This is a genomic window from Actinomadura sp. NPDC047616, from assembly GCF_040642915.1.
GTDB lineage: Bacteria > Actinomycetota > Actinomycetes > Streptosporangiales > Streptosporangiaceae > Spirillospora > Spirillospora miaoliensis.
Map to the genome: position 1 here is coordinate 189,758 of NZ_JBEYTB010000006.1, position 19,464 is coordinate 209,221.

Consider the following 19,464-nt stretch of genomic DNA (forward strand, 5'->3'; position numbering starts at 1 on the left):
CGTGTGACTGCTCGGCGGTCCGTGGCATGACCTGGGCGGGCTCGGGCAGGGGAGAGGCATCAGGAGAGGAACCGGGGGATATGGCGGTTTTCGGGCTGCCGACACCTGCTCCCGTGTCCGGTGCGGTCGGGTTGGTCACGGGCGTGGCCGGCCGCCTGTCGGGTGGGGGGCGGGACGTGTGGGAGCGTCCAGGACGGCTGCACATCGAGACCCACGGGGTGCACGGTGCGGGTGGCGACCGGGTCGCTCGCCGGGTGGAGCGCGTTCTGGAGCGGCATCCGGGGGTGGTGTGGGCGCGGGTGAACGCGGCGGCGTGCCGGGTGGTGGTGGCGGTCGCAGACCCGCCACCGCCGCGCCGCGAGCTGGTGGCTCTGGTGCAGCGGGCGGAGTCCGCGCCGGTGAGCGTGGAGGAGGAAGTCGCCGAGGAGGAGTTTCACCACCCGGCCGAGGGCGTGCGGGGCACCCGCGTGCTGTCGAACCTGGCCGTCGACGCGGCCGCATTGGGCCTGGCCGGCCTGATTCGGGTGGCACCGTGGGCACCGCTGCCGGCAGAGCTGGCCGGCTTGGTCTCCGCCGTTTCGCTGCACCCGCGTCTGCGTGAGCTGACCGCCAGGCACCTGCACGGGCGGGAGCAAGCCGAATCGCGGGTCGCCATGGCCATCGGCCTGGCGCACGCTCTGGCCGGGGGCGGAGCCGGCGCGGTGCTGGACGTCGCCCAGCGGGTCGGTCAGTGGCAGGAGGCCCGCGCCGATCAGCGAGCGTGGCGGGAGGCCGAGCCGCGGCTGATCCGCGGCCCGCAGGACGCCGACGCCGATCCCGTGGCCGTTGAGCGGCCGTGTGGGCTGCCGGACGGGCCGGTGGAGCGTTACCAGCGGCGGGTGCTGGCCGCGGGGGCGGCCGCGGTCCCCGCGATCGCACCCCTGGCCGGGTGGCGGCGAGCGGCAGCCGCGGGGCTGGCCACGCTGCCCAAGGCGACCGAGGTAGGCCGGGCCGCGTTCGCGTCCCATCTGGGGCAGGTGCTGGCACGCGACGGCGCGCTGGTGATGGATCGGGCGGTGTTGCGCCTGCTGGGCCGGCTCGACACGCTCGTGCTGGACGATGCCGCTCTGCGCACGGGCCGCTGGGAGCTGACCGACCTCGTCCCGCTGGCCGGGGTGGACGCCGGGGACGTGGCAGAGGCCGGTTTCGCTCTGTTCTCGCCCGAGGACGCGCAAGCCGTACGTCGTGCCGGCGAGTGGGTCCTGGGACCGGTCGAGAAGCTGGAGCTGCGTGGCCGCACCGGGGTCCGGCAGCGTCGGCGGCTGGCCGAGACCGGGGCCGACCTTGTGCTGGGCCTGGCCCGTGGGAGACGGCTGGAGGCCGTGCTTGCGGCCGAGCGCGAAACCGCGCCCGGCCTGGACGCGGTCATCGCCGCGGCCCGCCGCGCCCACCTCAAGATCGTGCTGACCACGGACGAGCAACGCCCGCGGGCCGGCTACGCCGACGCCGTGGTGCGGCCTCACCGTGGTCTGGCCGCCGCGGTGCGGGAGATCCAGGCGGCGGGCGGGGCGGTGATGCTGATCTCCGGCGACCGCCGGGCGCTGGGCGCCGCCGACTGCGGGTTGGGCGTGCACAGGGACGGCTCGCCGCCCCCCTGGGGCGCGCACGTGCTGGTCGGGTCCGACCTCGCCGCGGCGGTCCTGCTGGTGGAGGCCGTGGCGGCGGCGCGTTACGTGGACCGCGACTGCATCGTGCTGTCCCAGGCGGCCACCGGGATCGGCGCGGTCTCCGCGCTGGAGGGCGGGTCGGCACGGCCGTCCGCGCGCAGTGTCGGGGCGGTCAACGGCGGTGCGGCGCTGGCCTTCGCCGACGGGGTCTGGCATGCCCACGACCTGCACACTCGTGCGCCCGCACGCGCCGCCGCCCGTCCGCCCTGGCACCTGATGCCGGCGGAGGCCGTGCTGCGCCGCCTGGACACCGGCGAAGGCGGCCTGACCAGCAGCGAGGCGAAACGACGGTGGCGGGCGGGAAGGCGCCCGGAACCGCTGGGCACCAGCCTGGGCGCGGCGTTCATGGAGGAGCTTGCCAACCCGCTGACGCCCATCCTGGCCGGCGGGGCCGCGCTGAGCGCGGTCGTCGGCTCGCTGGTGGACGCCGGTCTGGTCGCCGGGATCAGCGGGATCTCCGCGCTGACCGGCGCCGTGCAGCGGGTGCGCACCGACCGGGCGCTGACCGAGCTGCTGGCCCGCTCCGCGATCGGCGCGAGAGTCCGCCGCGACGGCGTCGAGCAGGTCGTCACGGCCGAGGGGCTCGTTCCGGGCGACCTGGTCACGCTCGGCCCCGGCGACGTCGTCCCGGCCGACTGCCGGCTGGTCCGGGCCGAGGGAGCGGAGGCCGACGAGTCGTCACTGACCGGCGAGTCGCTGCCGGTGGCCAAGGACGTCGTCCCTGTGATCGCCGCGGAACTCGCCGAGCGTCGCTCCATGCTGTACGAGGGCACGACCCTGGCGGCCGGCCGGGCCGTTGCGGTCGTCGTGGCGACCGGCGCCGACACCGAGGTCGGCCGCAGCATGGCGGCCGCCCGGCAGCGCGCCCCCGCCACGGGCGTACAGACCCACCTGAGCCGCTTCACCCGCCACAGCCTGCCGGTGGCACTGGGCTCGGCGGCCGCGGTCACCGGCGCGGGGCTGCTGCACGGCGTGTCCGCCCGGCGCAACCTGGGCGCGGCGGTGAACCTGGCGATCGCCTCGGTGCCCGAAGGCCTGCCGTTCCTGGTCAACGCCGCACAACTGGCGGCCGCCCGCCGCCTGGCCGACCTCGGCGCGCTGGTGCGCAACCCGCGCACCATCGAGGCCCTGGGCCGGGTGGACGTGCTGTGCTTCGACAAGACCGGCACCCTGACCGAGGGCCGGCCGGCGGTGCGCGAGGTCCACGACGGTGCCCACAGCCGCCCGCCCCAGGCGCTGGACGGCCCCTGCCGCACGGTGGTGGCGGCCGCGCTGCGGGCCAGCCCGGCCGCCCGGCACCCCCAGGACCTGGCTCACCAGACCGACCGCGCCGTGGTGGAGTGCGCCCGCCGCGCCAGGATCCGGCCGGGAACCGGCCAACGGGGCTGGCGCAGGATCCTGGCCCTGCCGTTCGAACCGTCCCGCGGTTTCCACGCCACCCTCGGCCGGACCGGCACGCAACGGATCCTCAGCGTCAAGGGCGCCCCCGAGGTCGTGCTGTCGCGCTGCCGATGGCGCCGGACGGACGGCCGCGAGACCGCCATGACCGCCCACGACCACGCCGCCCTCACCGACCTGGCCGAACGCCTCGCCGGAGCCGGCCACCGAGTGCTCGCCGTGGCCGAGCGCCGCCTCCCCGGCAACGCGCGCCCGCCGTCGACCGCGCGTCGGCCCGACGATGTGCTCGAGGCCGGGCAGATCGACGACGACGCGGTGCGCGACCTGGTGTTCCTCGGCTTGCTCGCCCTCGCCGACCCGGTGCGCACCAGCGCCGCCCCGGCCGCCGCGCGCCTGCGCGACGCCGGCGTCCAGACCGTCATGATCTCCGGAGACCACCCCGCGACGGCCGACGCGATCGCGGCCACCGTGCACCCGGACGCCGCACCCAACCACGTCATCACCGGCGCGCAACTCGACCGGCTCGACGACAGCGCCCTGGACCGGCGGCTTCCCCACATCAACGTCATCGCCCGCTGCAGCCCGGCCCAGAAGGTCCGCATCATCCAGGCGTACCGGCGACTGGGCAAGGTCGTCGCGATGACCGGCGACGGAGCCAACGACGCCCCGGCCATCAGACTGGCCGACGTCGGCATCGCGCTGGGCCGCCGCGGCACCCCCGCCGCGCAGGCCGCCGCCGATCTCGTGGTCTCCGACGACCGGCTGGAGACGATCATCGCGGCGCTGATCGAGGGACGGGCGATGTGGTCCTCGGTACGGCACGCGCTGGGCATCCTGCTCGGCGGCAACCTCGGCGAGATCGCCTTCACCGTGCTCGGTGCCGCCCTGACCGGCCGATCCCCGCTCAACACCCGTCAACTGCTGCTGGTCAACCTGCTCACCGACCTGGCGCCCGCGCTGGCGATCGCGCTGCGCCCGCCGAGCAGGTACGACATCGCCCACCTGCTGCGCGAAGGCCCGGACGTCTCCTTCGGCAAGCCCCTCACCCAGGAGATGACGATCCGGGCGCTGGCCACCACCGCCGGCGCGGCCGGCGCCTGGCTCGCCGCCCGCCTCACCGGCCGCCACCGCCGCGCCGCCACCGTCGCACTCGCGGCCCTGGTCGGCACCCAGCTCGGACAGACCCTGCTGATCGGAGGCGCGGACCGCAACGTCCTGGCAGCCGGCCTGGGCTCCGCCGCCCTGCTCGCCGCCGTCATCCAAACACCGATCGTCAGCGGCTTCTTCGGCTGCACCCCACTCGGCCCAGTCGGCTGGAGCATCGCCCTCGGCAGCGCTACGGCCGGCAGCATCTTCGGCGCCGTCCTCACACACTGGCCCCCGTACCCCACCCGCAACCCGCTCCCTTGATCAGCACGGCCCCAGAGACAGACCGTCCAAAGCCGACACGGGACAGACCGTGCTCGCTGCGCACGCCCGTTCAGACACCTCTGGCAACTCTCCGAAAAGAAAAGCACCGCTGACGCACGGCCAGATATTCGCCCGACACCCTGACGAGCGCGCACACCAACAGCCGAGCAAAGGCCGCACCAGACCGACAACATCGACCACGGAGAACAAACCCCAGCCAACCTCAGCCGACTCCGAAGAGTGAGAGGACCAACAAGCAAGGCCCCACATTGCGCGTGCTGCCACCACCGATCCGCCCACGGCTCCCTACGTGCCTCCGTGGTGAACCAACCTTCGGCCCAGCCATGACCCCCCTAGGAGATCGCAGCGGCGCCGCGCCGGCCGGTCAAAGCGTCCGTGCCCGTGTCGGCACTGGAACAGCCGAAAATGATCAGAAAGCCGCTGGCGCCTGCGCGACCAACCTGAACGGCAACCCGTCCAAGTCGCAGCACTACCGACGTCGTCGGCGCGCTTTCTACGGGGCGCTGAAATACGCCGTTCGGAAAAATAACTTCGGCAAATCCACTCGACGGCACCGACGACGTCGACTGGAAGCCTCCCGAGGTCCCGGCAGGTCGCGCTGCTCGTGGACGCGGTCCGTCAGGTCGGCAGACGCAGGGGCCGCGCCTGGTGGCGCTGTTCGGGTGCATGTACTACCGGGATGCTGCGGCCGTCAGAGGCGGTGAACCTACGCAAAGACAACCTTGTCGACCTACCCGGGGTCCGCTGGAGATCGAGGAAGTGAAGTCCGCGGCGGGCAGGCAGCGGACGGACGACGGGAAGGTTCACCAGGCGGACGGTCTGAGGGGCCGGCCACAGGGCATCCGGCGGCCGGTGCCCATCCCTCCGGAACTGGTCACGCGCTGCGCCGGCACGTCGACACGTACGGGATCGGCCCGGATGGGCGGCTGTTCCGCACCTACAAGGGCGGGGTCTATCAGCCTCCACGCTGTGACAGGTCCCGGACAAGGCGCGGACGAAGGCGCTGCTTGCGCGCAAGCCCTATGACTTCCGTCACGCGGAGGTCCCGTGGCGGCTGAACGCGGGTGCTCCGGCGGTGTACGCGGCCGGGCAGGCGGGGCACAACGTGGAGGTGCTGCCAAGGATCTACGCACACTGCCTGGACGGCGACGACCGGCACTGGCTCGAACCGGAAGGACGCCGCTCTTGGCCGGTAGCGCGAGACGGGCACCGGTTCCGTACCCGACCCTTTTGCTCGGGTGACCTGGGCGGATGCGCTCCGGCCCGTTCCGCGTATGTTCCGGGGACCGCGACAAACGGCGGCTTCCGGTGGCACATGGCTGCATACGCGCGAAACCCCGGTGACAGGCGTTGTGCCTGGTCGACCGGGGTTTTGGCTGGTCGCCTTGGGTGCCCCCTGCAGGATTCGAACCTGCGCACACGGCTCCGGAGGCCGTTGCTCTATCCCCTGAGCTAAGGGGGCGGGCGTTCGGTGCGAGAAAAGGCTACCAGGGTTGGCGGGCTGACGCGCACCTCGGCGTTCGCCGTGCGTGGACGGGCGGGGTCGACTACCTTCGTGGCCGTGACCGAGCCACTGGGACGCGTGCTGGTCGTGGACGACGATGAGGTGATCCGCCAGCTCATCGCCGTGAACCTGCAGTTGGAGGGGTTCGAGGTCGCGACGGCCGTGGACGGGCAGGACTGCCTGGACAAGGTGCGCGAGGTCGGGCCGGATGTGATCACGCTGGACGTGATGATGCCGCGGCTGGACGGATGGGTGACCGCGGTGCGGCTGCGGCAGGATCCGGCGACGAGCCACATCAAGGTCGTGATGATCACGGCGCGGGCGCAGGAGCACGACGTGCGGCGGGGGGAGGAGATCGGCGTGGACGCCTACGTGACCAAGCCGTTCGACCCCAACCAGCTGATCCAGACCGTGCGGAAGCTGGCGGCCGTGTCCAAATAGTGGTCGGATAGTCTCACGAGGGTGACTCCAGCCGATGTCTGCGGTGCCCTCGCGGCTGCCGCCGGGGCCGACCCCGGTGAGGTGGCGCTCAGGTGCGTGGGGCCGGGGCTGTACGCCAGCCCGGTGGCCCTGCGCAGGGGCATGTCGGCGCAGGTCGTCGCTGAGAGGGTGGCGGCGTCCGCCGGGGTCGCCGAGGTTCGGGTTGACGGGGGATTTCTCACGGTCCGGGTCGAGCGGCCCGGGGATCTGCTGACCTGGCTTGTGGAAGCGGGCCCTGAGCCGGCCCCTCTGGAGAGGGCCTCCGACGCGCCTGTGTGGCCGGAGTGGCCTCGGACGTTTGAGAATCCTGGGTTCTGTGTGCGGTACGCCTACGCGCGTGCGGCGGGTGTGCGGAGGCAGGCCAGGGATCTGGGGGTGGACGCGGGGGAACCCGTGGGGTTGGACGCTGAGGAGGAGCTCCGGCTGATCGGGGTGCTGGGCGAGTTTCCCGCGCGTGTGCGGCAAGGATCTCGGCCCCTGAGGCGTTATCTGGAACGGCTGGCCGGGGCGTACCACGACGTCCACGAGCGGTGTCCGGCGCTGCCGAAGGGCGAGGAGAAACCCGGGGCGGTGCACGCGGCCCGGGTCACGTTGGCGGAGGCCACGCGCATCGCCCTCGGCAGTTGCCTGAACACGATCGGTGAAACCCCTAGAGAGCGAATATGAGCAGAGTGCACCCCGCGGGACCGAGGCACGCCGACGTCCTGCCCGAAGAGAACCCGCTGCCCCCGGCAGAGGACCTGAACGCGCTGGAGCCCCAGATCTGGCCGCGCAGCGCCAAGCGTGAGGACGGCGTGCTGCACGTGGGCGGTGTGGACGTACGGGAGCTGGCCGAAAGGTTCGGGACGCCCCTGTTCGTCTACGACGAGGAGGACGTGCGGGCGCGCGCGCGGGAGTACGCGGCGGCCTTCCATGACGGGGACGTGCACTACGCGGGCAAGGCGTTCCTGTGCACGGCCGTCGCGCGCTGGCTCAACGAGGAGGGCCTCGGGCTGGACGTGTGCACCGGGGGCGAGCTGGCCGTTGCGCTGGCGGCGGACTTCCCTGTGGAACGCATCACCTTCCACGGCAGCAACAAGTCCCTGGCGGAGCTCGAGAAGGCCCTGGACGCGGGGGTCGGGCGCATCGTCGTCGACTCGTTCGAGGAGATCGCGCGGCTCGGGTACCTCGCCAAGGAACGCGGCGTACGGCCCAAGGTGATGGTGAGGGTCACCACAGGCGTCGAGGCGCACACCCATGAGTTCATCGCCACGGCCCATGACGACCAGAAGTTCGGGTTCTCCCGTAACACGGGGGCCGCGCTGGAGGCCGTCCGCAGGGTCCTGGCGCTGAGCCAGCTCGAACTGGTGGGGCTGCACTCCCATATCGGGTCGCAAATCTTTGACACGGACGGCTTTGAGGTGGCCGCGCACCGGCTGGCCGAGCTGCTGGTGCAGATCCGTGACGAGCACGGCCTGGAGCTGCCCGAGCTGGACCTGGGGGGCGGCTACGGGATCGCCTACGTCACGGGGGACGAGCCGCACGACCCCAAGGCGATCGCCGATTCGCTCAGGACCATCGTGGCACGCGAGTGCCGGGCGTATGGCCTGGCCATGCCGCACCTCACCGTGGAGCCCGGCCGGGCGATCGTGGGTCCGGGCGGGGTTACCCTGTACCAGGTCGGCACCGTCAAGGACGTGGAGGGCCTGCGCACCTACGTCTCGGTGGACGGGGGGATGAGCGACAACCTCCGCACCGCCCTGTACGGCGCCGAGTACACATGTACGCTGGCCAGCCGCTCGTCCGATGCGGCCCCGATGCTCAGCAGACTTGTCGGCAAGCACTGCGAGAGCGGCGACATCGTCGTGCGAGACCTGTGGCTGCCCGAAGATCTTTCGGCGGGCGACCTGGTGGCGGTCGCGGCCACCGGTGCGTACTGTCGATCAATGGCCAGTAACTACAACCACGTTCCCCGGCCCGCCGTGGTGGCGGTGCGCGACGGGGAGGCGCGGGTCATCGTCCGCCGGGAGACCGACGAGGACCTGCTGCGGCTGGATGCGGAGGTAGGAGTGTGAAACCTGGGCGGGGGACGCCTCGGCGGCTGAGGGTGGCGCTGCTCGGCTGCGGCGTCGTCGGCACCGAGGTGGTGCGGCTGCTGCGCGACCAGGCCGACGACCTGGCCGCGCGGGTCGGCGCGCCGCTGGAGCTGGCCGGGATCGCGGTGCGGCGGCCGGACCGGGTCCGCCAGGGCGTGGACCCCGCGCTGCTCACCACCGACGCCCACGCCCTGGTCACCCGGGACGACGTGGACATCGTCATCGAGGTGATCGGCGGCATCGAGCCCGCCCGCACGCTGCTGCTGGAGGCGATGAAGTCCGGCAAGTCGGTGATCACCGCGAACAAGGCGCTGCTGGCCGAGGACGGCGCGACGCTGTTCGCCGCCGCCCGCGAGTACGGGGCCGACCTGTACTACGAGGCGTCGGTGGCCGGGGCGATCCCGCTGCTGCGTCCGCTGCGCGAGTCGCTGGTGGGCGACCACGTGCACCGGGTGCTGGGCATCGTCAACGGCACCACCAACTACATCCTCGACCAGATGGACACGCACGGCGCCGGGTTCAACGAGGCGCTGCAGGAGGCGCAGGCGCTCGGGTACGCCGAGGCCGACCCGACCGCCGACGTCGAGGGGTTCGACGCGGCGGCCAAGGCGGCGATCCTGGCGCAGCTGGCCTTCCACACCCCGGTGACCGCCGCCGACGTGCACCGCGAGGGCATCACGGAGGTCACCAGCGCAGACGTGGCGGGGGCCAAGGCGATGGACAGCGTGGTCAAGCTGCTGGCCATCTGCGAGCGGATCCCCTCGGACGACGGGCGCAACGGACGCGGCGTGTCGGTGCGGGTGTACCCGGCGATGATCCCCCGGTCGCATCCGCTGGCCAGCGTCCGCGAGGCCTACAACGCGGTGTTCGTCGAGGCGGAGTCGGCCGGATCGCTGATGTTCTACGGGGCCGGCGCGGGCGGCGCGCCCACCGCCTCGGCGGTGCTCGGCGACCTGGTGGCGGTGGCCCGCAACCTGGTGGGCGGCGCGTCCGGCCCGGTCGAGGTGACCTACGCCAGGCTGCCGGTGCTGCCAATGGGCGAGACCGTCACCCGCTACTACATCCAGCTGGACGTGGCCGACCAGGCGGGCGTGCTCGCCACGGTCGCCGAGGAGTTCGCCCGGCACGGAGTGTCGATCCAGGCGGTGCGGCAGGTCGGGTTCGGCGACGACGCCCAGCTCGTCGTGGTGACGCACCGCGCGCCGGACGCCGCGCTGTCGGCGACGGTGCGGGGGCTGCGCGGCCTCGACATCGTCCGCGAGGTCTCCAGCGTCATGCGCGTCGAGGCCGACGAGTAGACCCGGCCCGGCACGCCGCCCCGGCCCGCCCGGGGCTCTAGAATCTGCGCAACACCGCAGGTCATCCAAGGAGCGACAGTGAACGCGACCGCCCGCGCGTGGCGCGGCTTGATCGAGGAGTACCGCGACCGGCTCCCGGTGTCGGACCGGACCCCGGTGGTCACCCTGCGGGAGGGGGGCACGCCGCTGCTGCCCGCCCCGCGGATCTCCCAGCTGACCGGCTGCGAGGTCCACCTGAAGGTGGAGGGCGCCAACCCGACCGGGTCGTTCAAGGACCGCGGCATGACGGTGGCGATCAGCAAGGCCGCCGAGGAGGGCGCCAAGGCGGTGATCTGCGCGTCCACCGGCAACACCTCCGCGTCCGCGGCCGCCTACGCGGTGCGCGCGGGGATGACGTGCGCGGTGCTCGTCCCGCAGGGCAAGATCGCCATGGGCAAGCTGGCGCAGGCGCTGGTGCACGGCGCGCGGCTGCTGCAGGTGGACGGCAACTTCGACGACTGCCTGGAACTGGCCCGCAAGCTCGCCGTGGACTACCCGGTGGCGCTGGTCAACTCGGTCAACCCCTACCGCCTGCAGGGCCAGAAGACCGCCGCGTTCGAGATCGTGGACGCGCTCGGCGACGCGCCCGACGTGCACTGCCTGCCGGTCGGCAACGCCGGCAACATCTCCGCCTACTGGATGGGCTACAAGGAGTACGCGGCCGACGGCGTCGCGTCGCGGACCCCGCGCATGCTGGGCTTCCAGGCCAGCGGGGCCGCGCCTTTCGTGCGGGGCGAGCCGGTGCCCAAGCCGTCGACGATCGCCACCGCGATCCGCATCGGCAACCCCGCGTCGTGGGACCTGGCGATCGCGGCGCGCGACGAGTCGGGCGGCGCGATCGACGCCGTCACCGACCGCCAGATCCTGGCCGCCTACCGGCTGCTGGCCCGCGAGGAGGGCGTGTTCGTCGAGCCCGCGTCGGCGGCGAGCGTGGCCGGTGTGCTGCAGGCCGCCGAGCAGGGGGTCGTGCCGCGCGGGTCCCGGGTGGTGTGCACGGTGACCGGTAACGGCCTCAAGGACCCCGACTGGGCCATCTCCGGGGCGCCCGCCCCCACCACGGTCAAGGTGGACGCCCACGCCGCCGCGTCCGCGCTGGGCCTGGCGTGAGCCGCCCCGGGGGCGGCGCGAACCTGCCGGGCCCGGTACGGGTACGGGTGCCCGCCACCAGCGCCAACCTCGGCCCGGGGTTCGACTCGCTCGGTCTGGCCCTGACGCTGTACGACGACGTCGAGGTGGACCTCGACGTCGACGGCGCCCGCTTCACCGGCCTGTCCATCGAGGTGGACGGCGAGGGCGCCGAGGTCGCCGAACGGGGCGACCGGCACCTGATCGTCACCACGCTGCGCCGGGCGTTCGAGGCCATCGACGCGCTCGCGCCCGCCGCCGTCGGGACCGGCTGGGCCGGGCTGCGGCTGCGCTGCGTCAACCGCATCCCGCACAGCCGCGGCCTGGGCTCGTCGTCCGCCGCGATCGTCGCGGGCATCGTCGCGGCGCGTCACCTGCACCCGCACGGAGAGGTGCTCGACGACGACGCGGCGCTGCGGCTGGCCACCGAGATCGAGGGGCACCCCGACAACGTCGCGCCGTGCCTGGCGGGCGGCCTGACGGTCGCGTGGACGACCCCGCAGGGGCCTCGCCTGGTACGGCTCGACCCGAAGGTCCGGCAGGTCGTGGCGTTCGTCCCGGAGACTCGGCTGGCCACCGAGCGCGCGCGGGGGCTGCTGCCGGAGACCGTCCCGCACGCCGACGCCGCCGCCAACGCGGCCCGTGCCGCCCTGCTCGTCGCCGCGCTCACCCGCGGGCTCGGCCCCGAGGTGCTGCTGGACGCGACCGAGGACCGTCTGCACCAGCGGTACCGGGCCCCCGCCATGCCGGAATCGGCCGCGTTGGTGGAAAGGCTGCGCGCCAAGGGCGTGCCCGCGGTGATTTCCGGGGCAGGACCTACTGTCCTGGCCTTCACAACCGCATCACAAGTTGATTCGATGGGCCCGGAAGTGGGTAATGGGTGGCACATACACCCGCTGGACGTTGCCCCCCATGGCGCCTGCGTTCAGCCCGATGGTTCCGACGGTCCCGGTATCCGGTCCTGAGCGCAGGGCCTGGGTGAACCCGGATCCCGACGTCCGGACGGCCGTGACGCCGCGCGCAGGGGGAAGGGGGATGGCGCGGCGCTCCAGCCGGGTGCAACGATCCGCCTAGGTAAAATGCGAAGACATCGACCTCTGGGGAATAGCAGTGTGCCCTGGTGATGTTAGGCTGATTGCCGCACCAGATGCCCCGTTCGGGGCCGTGTGCTTGTCAGCCACGCGTCACCTGTTCGGCCCTTCGGTCGTGTCGGTCCCGCGTACTAGGCTTCCCGACACCGTGACATCCCGTTGTCAGCCGTTCCAGCGATACTACGGACGTGGCGGTACCGGGGACGACGCGCGAACCGCCCCGACCATCATCTGGCTGTGCCCAGAAAACGCAGATCGCGGCCCCATCGTGATCCGCGGAGCCCGACTCGGCGCCCCCGCCGGGCCGCACCACCGGGTTGCCTGGCCGACCGCCGGCCTACACCCGCTCCCTGGGAAGGACCCTTAGTGAGCGAATCCAGCGAACTCCTTACGGACGCAACGAGCAAGGCACCTGCCGCCGAGGCCGCCGAGGCCCCCGAGCAGCGTGCCACCCCCCGGCGTCGCCGGTCCGGCACCGGCCTCTCGGCCATGGTGCTGCCCGAGCTGAAGGCGCTCGCGTCCAGCCTCGGCATCACCGGCACCACCGGGATGCGCAAGAGCCAGCTCATCGCCGCCATCCAGGAGAAGCAGGGCGGCGCCCAGGCGGAGGGCTCGGCCGGGGGCGAGCAGGGAGCCGCTGCCACCAAGACCGAGCGTCCGCGCCGCACCCGTTCGGCGGCCAAGCGCGACGCCGCCGAGGGTCAGGTGACCATCGAGGCCGTCCCGGCCGCCGACAAGGCCGCCGACGACGGCAAGACCACCGACAAGGCCGACAAGGCCGCCGAGAAGGCCGAGCGCACCCCGGCCAAGGGCGACGGCAAGGCCGACCGCGGTGAGCGCGACGCCGAGCGGCCCGCCGCGGCGCAGGGCGGCAAGTCCGACGGCGCCAAGGCCGAGGGCGACGCCCGCGCCGAGGACGGCGAGGCCCAGGGCGGACGCGAAGGGGGCCGGGACGGCGCCCGCGACGGCGGCCGTCAGCGCGGCCGCAACGGACGCGACCGCGACGGTCGCGACCGTGACGGCCGTGACCGCGACGGGCGTGACCGTGACGGGCGCGACCAGCAGGGACGCCAGCGCGGCGGCCAGGGCTCGGGGCAGTCCTCCGACGACGACGGCGACGGCGGCGGCCGCGGCCGGCGGGGCCGCCGGTTCCGCGAGCGCAACCGCGGCCGTGGCCGCGGCGACCGCTACGAGGAGCCGGTGATCAACGAGGACGACGTCCTCATCCCCGTCGCCGGGATCCTGGACATCCTCGACAACTACGCCTTCATCCGCACCACCGGCTACCTGGCCGGGCCCAACGACGTGTACGTCTCCCTGGCCCAGGTCCGCAAGAACGGCATGCGCAAGGGCGACGTCATCACCGGCGCCGTGCGCCAGCCGCGCGAGGGCGAGCGGCGCGAGAAGTTCAACGCGCTGGTCCGGGTCGACACCATCAACGGGATGGAGCCCGAGCAGGCCAAGAACCGCGTCGAGTTCTCCAAGCTGACGCCGCTGTACCCGCAGGACCGGCTGCGCCTGGAGACCGAGCCCGGGGTGCTGACCACGCGGATCATCGACCTGGTGTCGCCGATCGGCAAGGGCCAGCGCGGCCTGATCGTCTCGCCGCCCAAGGCCGGTAAGACGATGGTGCTGCAGGCGATCGCCAACGCGATCACCAAGAACAACCCCGAGTGCCACCTGATGGTGGTGCTGGTGGACGAGCGGCCGGAAGAGGTCACCGACATGCAGCGGTCGGTGAAGGGCGAGGTCATCCACTCGACCTTCGACCGTCCCGCCGAGGACCACACCACGGTCGCCGAGCTGGCCATCGAACGTGCCAAGCGGCTGGTGGAGCTGGGCCACGACGTGGTCGTGCTGCTCGACTCGATCACCCGCCTGGGCCGCGCGTACAACCTGGCCGCGCCCGCCTCGGGCCGCATCCTGTCCGGTGGTGTGGACTCCACCGCGTTGTACCCGCCCAAGCGGTTCTTCGGCGCGGCCCGCAACATCGAGAACGGCGGCTCGCTGACCATCCTCGCCACCGCGCTGGTGGAGACCGGGTCCCGCATGGACGAGGTCATCTTCGAGGAGTTCAAGGGCACCGGCAACATGGAGCTCAAGCTCAACCGGCAGCTCGCCGACAAGCGGATCTTCCCCGCGGTGGACGTGGACGCGTCCGGCACCCGCAAGGAGGAGATCCTCATGGCGCCGGAGGAGCTGCGCGTGGTCTGGCAGCTGCGCCGCGTGCTGCACGCCCTGGACACCCAGCAGGCGCTGGAGCTCCTCATCGAGAAGATGAAGGAGACCAAGTCCAACGCCGAGTTCCTGCTCCAGGTCCAGAAGACCACGGTCGCCGACGACCGCTGACCTTCCCGGGGCGTCCGGCGCGGAACCACCGACCCGTGCGTGACGGGGGTCGTCGCGACGCGCGCGCGACGACCGCCCGCCCGTTGATCGTCCGCCGGCGGGTTCCGGACGCCCGCTCATCGGCATGACGGCCAAGCCCCCATCCCGGCAGGGGTGGGGATAGCCCCACCCTGGACGCGGCGGTGGGCTCCATGGTCCCGTGGAGGCGGCACCGGCAGGCTGGGCTCGTACGGCGTACCCGGCACGGAGGTCGATGTGGGCGAGTTGAGGGGCGGCGGGGCCTCGATCGTTGAGCTGCCATGGCGGCCGGTGGCCATGGCGCGGTCCTGGCTGGTCTGGCGGTCGGCGGCGTACCAGGCGGTCAGCCTCGGGTTCGGGCTCGTCTGGCTGATCGGGCTGACGGTCGGGCTGGCGCTGTCGTCCGCACTGGTGATCCTCTGGGTGGGCATCCCGATGCTGGCCACGATGGTGGTGCTGTGGCGGCTGGCGGCGGTGCTGGAGCGGACGCTGGCGCGACTGGCGTTCGGCGTGGACGTCCCCACCCCCTACCGGCCCCTGCCCCCGGGCCGCAACCCCCTGACCAAGCTCAAGGTCATGGCCGCCGACCCGGCGACCTGGAAGGACCTGCTCTACCTGTACTTGCGCTTCCCCCTGTCGCTGGTGGAGTCCGCCGCCGCCATCGCGATGTGGGCGGCGACCGGCACGTTCCTGTTCCTGCCGCTGATCGTGGGGTTCACGCGCGAGGGGGCGGAGATCAGCCTGGGACTGGTGTCGTTCTGGGTGGACAACCCGCTCGGCGCGCTGCCCGCCGTGCCGGTGGGCCTGGCGCTGCTCGTCCTCAGCCTCTACGTGACGCGCGCCATCGCGACCGGGCACGCGCTGCTGGCCCGGGTGCTGCTCGGCCCCAGCGCCTCGCAGGCCGAGAACCGCGAACTGCGGGCCCGCACCGAACGGCTGCAGGCCAGCCGGGCCCGCGGGGTGGACGCCGCCGAGTTCGAACGCCGCCGCATCGAGCGCGACCTGCACGACGGCGCGCAGCAGCGGCTGCTGGCGGTCGCCATGGACATCGGCCGGGCCCGCGCCAAGCTCGACGCTGACCCCGAGGGGGCGCGGGCGCTGATCGAGCAGGCGCATGCGGGCACCAAGGAGGCCATCACCGAGCTGCGCGACCTGGCCCGCGGCATCTACCCGGCGATCCTGACCGACCGCGGCCTGGACGCGGCGATCTCCGGGCTGGCCGGACGCGCGTCCGTGCCCGTCGAGGTGACCGTCGACCTGCCCGAACGTCCGCCCGCCGCGGTGGAGAGCATCGCCTACTTCATCGTCGCCGAGTGCCTGGCCAACATCGCCAAGTACGCCCGGGCGACCCGCGCCACGGTCCGGGTCGCCCGCGAGGACGCCTGGGTGGTCGTGGAGGTCACCGACAACGGTGTCGGCGGGGCGGCGGCGCACCCGGGCGGCGGGCTGGCCGGCCTGGCCGACCGCGCCGCCACCATCGACGGAATGCTGATCGTCGACAGCCCGCCCGGCGGCCCCACCGTCGTCCGCGCGGACCTGCCCTGCACCTGGTAGGGATCCGGCGCGTGGACGAGGACGAGGACCGGGCCGCGATAATCGAGGGCATGCGGGTGGTGATCGCCGAGGATTCGGTGCTGCTGCGGGAGGGGCTCGTCCGGCTGCTGGACGACGCCGGGATCGAGACGGCGGCCACGGTGGGGGACGGGCCGGGCCTGCTCGACGCGGTGGACGAGCACGAACCCGACCTGGCCATCGTGGACGTGCGGATGCCGCCGTCCTTCACCGACGAGGGCCTGCGCGCCGCGCTGGCGGTCCGCGAACGCCGGCCCGGCACGCCCATCCTGGTGCTGTCGCAGTACGTGGAGGAGCGCTACGCCACCGAGCTGATCGGCGGCGGCGCCGAGGGCGTGGGCTACCTGCTCAAGGAGCGGGTGTCCGACGTGGCCGACTTCATCGACGCGGTACGCCGCATCGCCGTCGGCGGCACCGTCATCGACCCCGAGGTGATCGGCCAGCTGCTCGGCCGCCGCCGCACCGGCGACCCGCTGGCCGCCCTCACCCCGCGCGAGCACGAGGTGCTGGCGCTGATGGCCCAGGGCCGCTCCAACGGGGCGATCGCCAGGGACCTCGTCGTCACCGAGGGCGCCGTGGAGAAGCACATCTCCAACATCTTCATGAAGCTGGGCCTGCAGCCCGCCCAGGGCGGCCACCGCCGCGTCATGGCCGTCCTCACCTACCTCGGCCGCAATAGTTGATCCTGTGGGGGGCGCCCCCCTACACCCCCCGTCAGTCGGCCGGGCGATCCTCACTCCGCTAGCGCTCCGTTGCGGGCGCCCGGCCTCCGCGGGGAATGCCGGGTGACCTCGGCACGTTCGGGTATCTGGCACACTTGGAGTGCGACCGCTGCGGTACCGGTTCACGCCTCCCCCGCGCGCTCCTCACCCTGGTGGGAACGCAGGCAGGAGATGGGAAGCGCCCGGCGACCGCCCTTAGGCGAGGAGAACCATGAAGCCCGACATTCACCCGAACTACGTCGTCACGACCGTGACGTGCACGTGCGGCAACACGTTCGAGACCCGCAGCACCGCCGAGAACGGCGTGATCCACGCCGACGTGTGCTCCAACTGCCACCCGTTCTACACGGGCAAGCAGAAGATCCTGGACACCGGCGGCCGCGTCGCGCGCTTCGAGCAGCGGTTCGGCAAGAAGGCGGGCCGCAAGTAGGGGTGAGCGGAGCGACCCAGATCGGCCCGGGGACGACGCGCGTCCTCGGGCCGTTCGGAGTCCGCCGCCGGCGCCCCGCCGCGCCACAAGACCGACCCCGGCCGGACCTGCGGCCGGAACCGACCCATCCATCCCGGCCGACCTCCCGGCCCCGATCGACGTTCCGGCCCCGGCCGTACCGCGGGCCCCGCCGGTCCGCCGGCCCGAAGGCCGCCACCAGGCCGGAGACGACGACACCGTGAAGATCGACGATCTCATCCGCGAATACGCCGACATCGAGGGCAGGCTCTCCGACCCGGGCGTGCACGCCGACCAGGCGCTGGCACGCCGGCTGGGCCGCCGCTACGCCGAGCTCCGGCCGGTCGTCGAGACCCAGCGGGAGATCACCGCGATCGAGGACGACCTGAGCGCCGCCCGCGAGCTGGCCGGCGAGGACCCCGCGTTCGCCGCCGAGGCCGAGGAGCTGGAGCAGCGGCGGGACGAGCTGGCCGAGCGGCTGCGCCGCCTGCTGCTGCCGCGCGACCCCAACGACGGCAAGGACGTCATCCTGGAGATCAAGGCGGGCGAGGGCGGCGAGGAGTCGGCCCTGTTCGCCGGGGACCTGCTGCGGATGTACCTGCGCTACGCCGAGCGGGTCGGCTGGAAGACCGAGATCATCGACGCCCACCCCTCCGATCTGGGCGGCTACAAGGACGTGACCGTCGCGGTGAAGTCGCGTCCCGGCCAGGAGGAGGGCGTGTGGACGCGCCTGAAGTACGAGGGCGGCGTGCACCGCGTGCAGCGGGTGCCGGTCACCGAGTCGCAGGGCCGCATCCACACCAGCGCCGTCGGCGTGCTCGTCACGCCGGAGGCCGAGGAGGTCGAGGTCGACATCGACCCCAACGACCTGCGGATCGACGTGTACCGCTCGTCCGGGCCGGGCGGGCAGAGCGTCAACACCACCGACTCGGCCGTGCGCATCACCCACCTGCCGACCGGCGTGGTGGTCTCCTGCCAGAACGAGAAGAGCCAGCTGCAGAACAAGGAGCAGGCGATGCGGATCCTGCGCTCGCGGCTGCTGGCGATGGCGCAGGAGGAGGCGGACGCGGCGGCGGCGGCCGAGCGCAAGAGCCAGGTCCGCACCGTCGACCGGTCCGAACGGGTGCGCACCTACAACTATCCGGAGAACCGGATCTCCGACCACCGGGTCGGATACAAGGCGTACAACCTCGACCAGGTGCTGGACGGCGACCTGCACAACGTCACGCAGGCGCTGGTGGACGCCGACACCGCACGCAGGCTGGCCGAGGCCGGACAGGCGCAAGAGGCGCAACCGACGTCATGAACCTGCTGCTCGACGAGGTCGCACGGGCGACCGCGCGGCTGGCCGACGCCGGGGCCGCCTCGCCCCGCGCCGACGCCGAGGAGCTGGCCGCCGCCGTGCACGGGGTGCCGCGCGGCGAGCTGCACACCGTGCCCGACGCCGCGTTCGACGCCCGCTTCTGGGAGTACGTGGCGCGGCGCGAGGCGGGCGAGCCGCTGCAGCACATCACCGGACGGGCGTTCTTCCGTTACCTGGAGCTGAAGGTCGGGCCGGGGGTGTTCATCCCGCGTCCGGAGACCGAGGTGATGGTCGGCTGGGCGCTGGAGACGCTGCGCGACATGGACGTGCGGGACCCCCTGGTGGTCGACCTGGGCACCGGATCGGGCGCGATCGCGCTGTCCATCGCCCGGGAGGCGCCGCGGGCGCGCGTGCACGCCGTGGAGAAGGACCCCACCGCGTTCGTCCACGCCACCCGCAACGTCGAGGAGCTGGACGAGCGGGGCCGGGTGCGGCTGCACCTGGACGACTTCGGCACCGCGCTGGCCGAGCTGAACGGCACCGTCGACCTGGTGGTCAGCAACCCCCCGTACATCCCGATGACCGAGTGGGAGTACGTGCCCAAGGACGTGCGCGACCACGACCCGGCGGCGGCGCTGTGGGGCGGCGGCGACGACGGCCTGGACGCGATCCGCGTGGTGGAGCGTACGGCGCGGCGGCTGCTGCGGCCCGGCGGGTACGTGGCGGTCGAGCACAGCGACCTGCAGGGCAACGCGGTCTACTGGGTCTTCGCCGAGGAGAACGGCTGGCGGGACGTGCGCAACCGCCGCGACCTGACCAACCGCGACCGCTTCGTGACCGCCCGCCTGGGAACGGACTGAGGCCGTGCCGGCGCCCGCCGGGGCGGGGCCGGGACACGGCGCGGA

General features: G+C 72.9%; 13 protein-coding genes and 1 tRNA gene. 13 read left to right on the forward strand and 1 reads right to left on the reverse strand.

The features are described from left to right. The first annotated feature begins 176 nt into the window (after positions 1-176). Entirely contained in the window at positions 177-4,514 is a 4,338-nt protein-coding gene (locus ABZ801_RS16630) for an HAD-IC family P-type ATPase (RefSeq protein ID WP_360698498.1), read from the forward strand. A 1,411-nt stretch (positions 4,515-5,925) separates the two neighbouring features. Here the strand turns inward: ABZ801_RS16630 and ABZ801_RS16635 are convergent. Beyond that, a tRNA-Arg gene (locus ABZ801_RS16635) sits at positions 5,926-5,997 on the reverse strand. Positions 5,998-6,117: 120 nt separating this feature from the next. Here ABZ801_RS16635 and ABZ801_RS16640 point away from each other — a divergent pair. The 12 genes from ABZ801_RS16640 to prmC all read left to right on the forward strand — a co-directional run bounded on the left by ABZ801_RS16640 (position 6,118) and on the right by prmC (position 19,419). Continuing rightward, positions 6,118-6,480, forward strand: coding sequence for a response regulator (locus tag ABZ801_RS16640; RefSeq protein WP_344957769.1), 363 nt, complete (start codon positions 6,118-6,120; stop codon positions 6,478-6,480). 21 nt (positions 6,481-6,501) lie between these two features. Then, on the forward strand, positions 6,502-7,185 hold the full coding sequence (locus tag ABZ801_RS16645; protein WP_360698500.1) for a DALR anticodon-binding domain-containing protein: 684 nt from the start codon (positions 6,502-6,504) through the stop codon (positions 7,183-7,185). Beyond that, complete coding sequence (gene lysA / locus ABZ801_RS16650; protein WP_360698502.1) at positions 7,182-8,573, forward strand: diaminopimelate decarboxylase; 1,392 nt, start codon at positions 7,182-7,184, stop codon at positions 8,571-8,573. Before ABZ801_RS16645 ends, lysA begins: the two co-directional genes overlap by 4 nt. 32 nt (positions 8,574-8,605) lie before the next feature. Next, the gene (locus ABZ801_RS16655) at positions 8,606-9,892 is read left to right on the forward strand and encodes a homoserine dehydrogenase (protein WP_360698891.1); all 1,287 of its coding nucleotides are present in this window, start codon (positions 8,606-8,608) and stop codon (positions 9,890-9,892) included. A gap of 78 nt (positions 9,893-9,970) precedes the next feature. After that, positions 9,971-11,038: a threonine synthase gene (gene thrC / locus ABZ801_RS16660; RefSeq protein WP_360698504.1), complete on the forward strand. Its 1,068-nt coding sequence runs from the start codon at positions 9,971-9,973 to the stop codon at positions 11,036-11,038. Then, positions 11,035-12,021: a homoserine kinase gene (gene thrB, locus ABZ801_RS16665; RefSeq protein WP_360698506.1), complete on the forward strand. Its 987-nt coding sequence runs from the start codon at positions 11,035-11,037 to the stop codon at positions 12,019-12,021. The genes thrC and thrB overlap by 4 nt, the downstream gene beginning before the upstream one ends. 492 nt (positions 12,022-12,513) lie before the next feature. Beyond that, entirely contained in the window at positions 12,514-14,496 is a 1,983-nt protein-coding gene (gene rho, locus ABZ801_RS16670) for a transcription termination factor Rho (protein WP_360698508.1), read from the forward strand. A gap of 255 nt (positions 14,497-14,751) precedes the next feature. Then, entirely contained in the window at positions 14,752-16,068 is a 1,317-nt protein-coding gene (locus ABZ801_RS16675) for a sensor domain-containing protein (RefSeq protein ID WP_360698510.1), read from the forward strand. 50 nt (positions 16,069-16,118) lie between these two features. After that, complete coding sequence (locus ABZ801_RS16680; protein ID WP_344957766.1) at positions 16,119-16,769, forward strand: response regulator transcription factor; 651 nt, start codon at positions 16,119-16,121, stop codon at positions 16,767-16,769. 250 nt (positions 16,770-17,019) lie between these two features. Beyond that, complete coding sequence (rpmE, locus tag ABZ801_RS16685) at positions 17,020-17,238, forward strand: 50S ribosomal protein L31 (RefSeq protein ID WP_344957591.1); 219 nt, start codon at positions 17,020-17,022, stop codon at positions 17,236-17,238. 238 nt (positions 17,239-17,476) lie between these two features. After that, entirely contained in the window at positions 17,477-18,562 is a 1,086-nt protein-coding gene (gene prfA, locus ABZ801_RS16690) for a peptide chain release factor 1 (protein WP_360698513.1), read from the forward strand. Further along, entirely contained in the window at positions 18,559-19,419 is an 861-nt protein-coding gene (gene prmC / locus ABZ801_RS16695; RefSeq protein ID WP_360698515.1) for a peptide chain release factor N(5)-glutamine methyltransferase, read from the forward strand. The genes prfA and prmC overlap by 4 nt, the downstream gene beginning before the upstream one ends. Positions 19,420-19,464 lie beyond the last annotated feature (45 nt).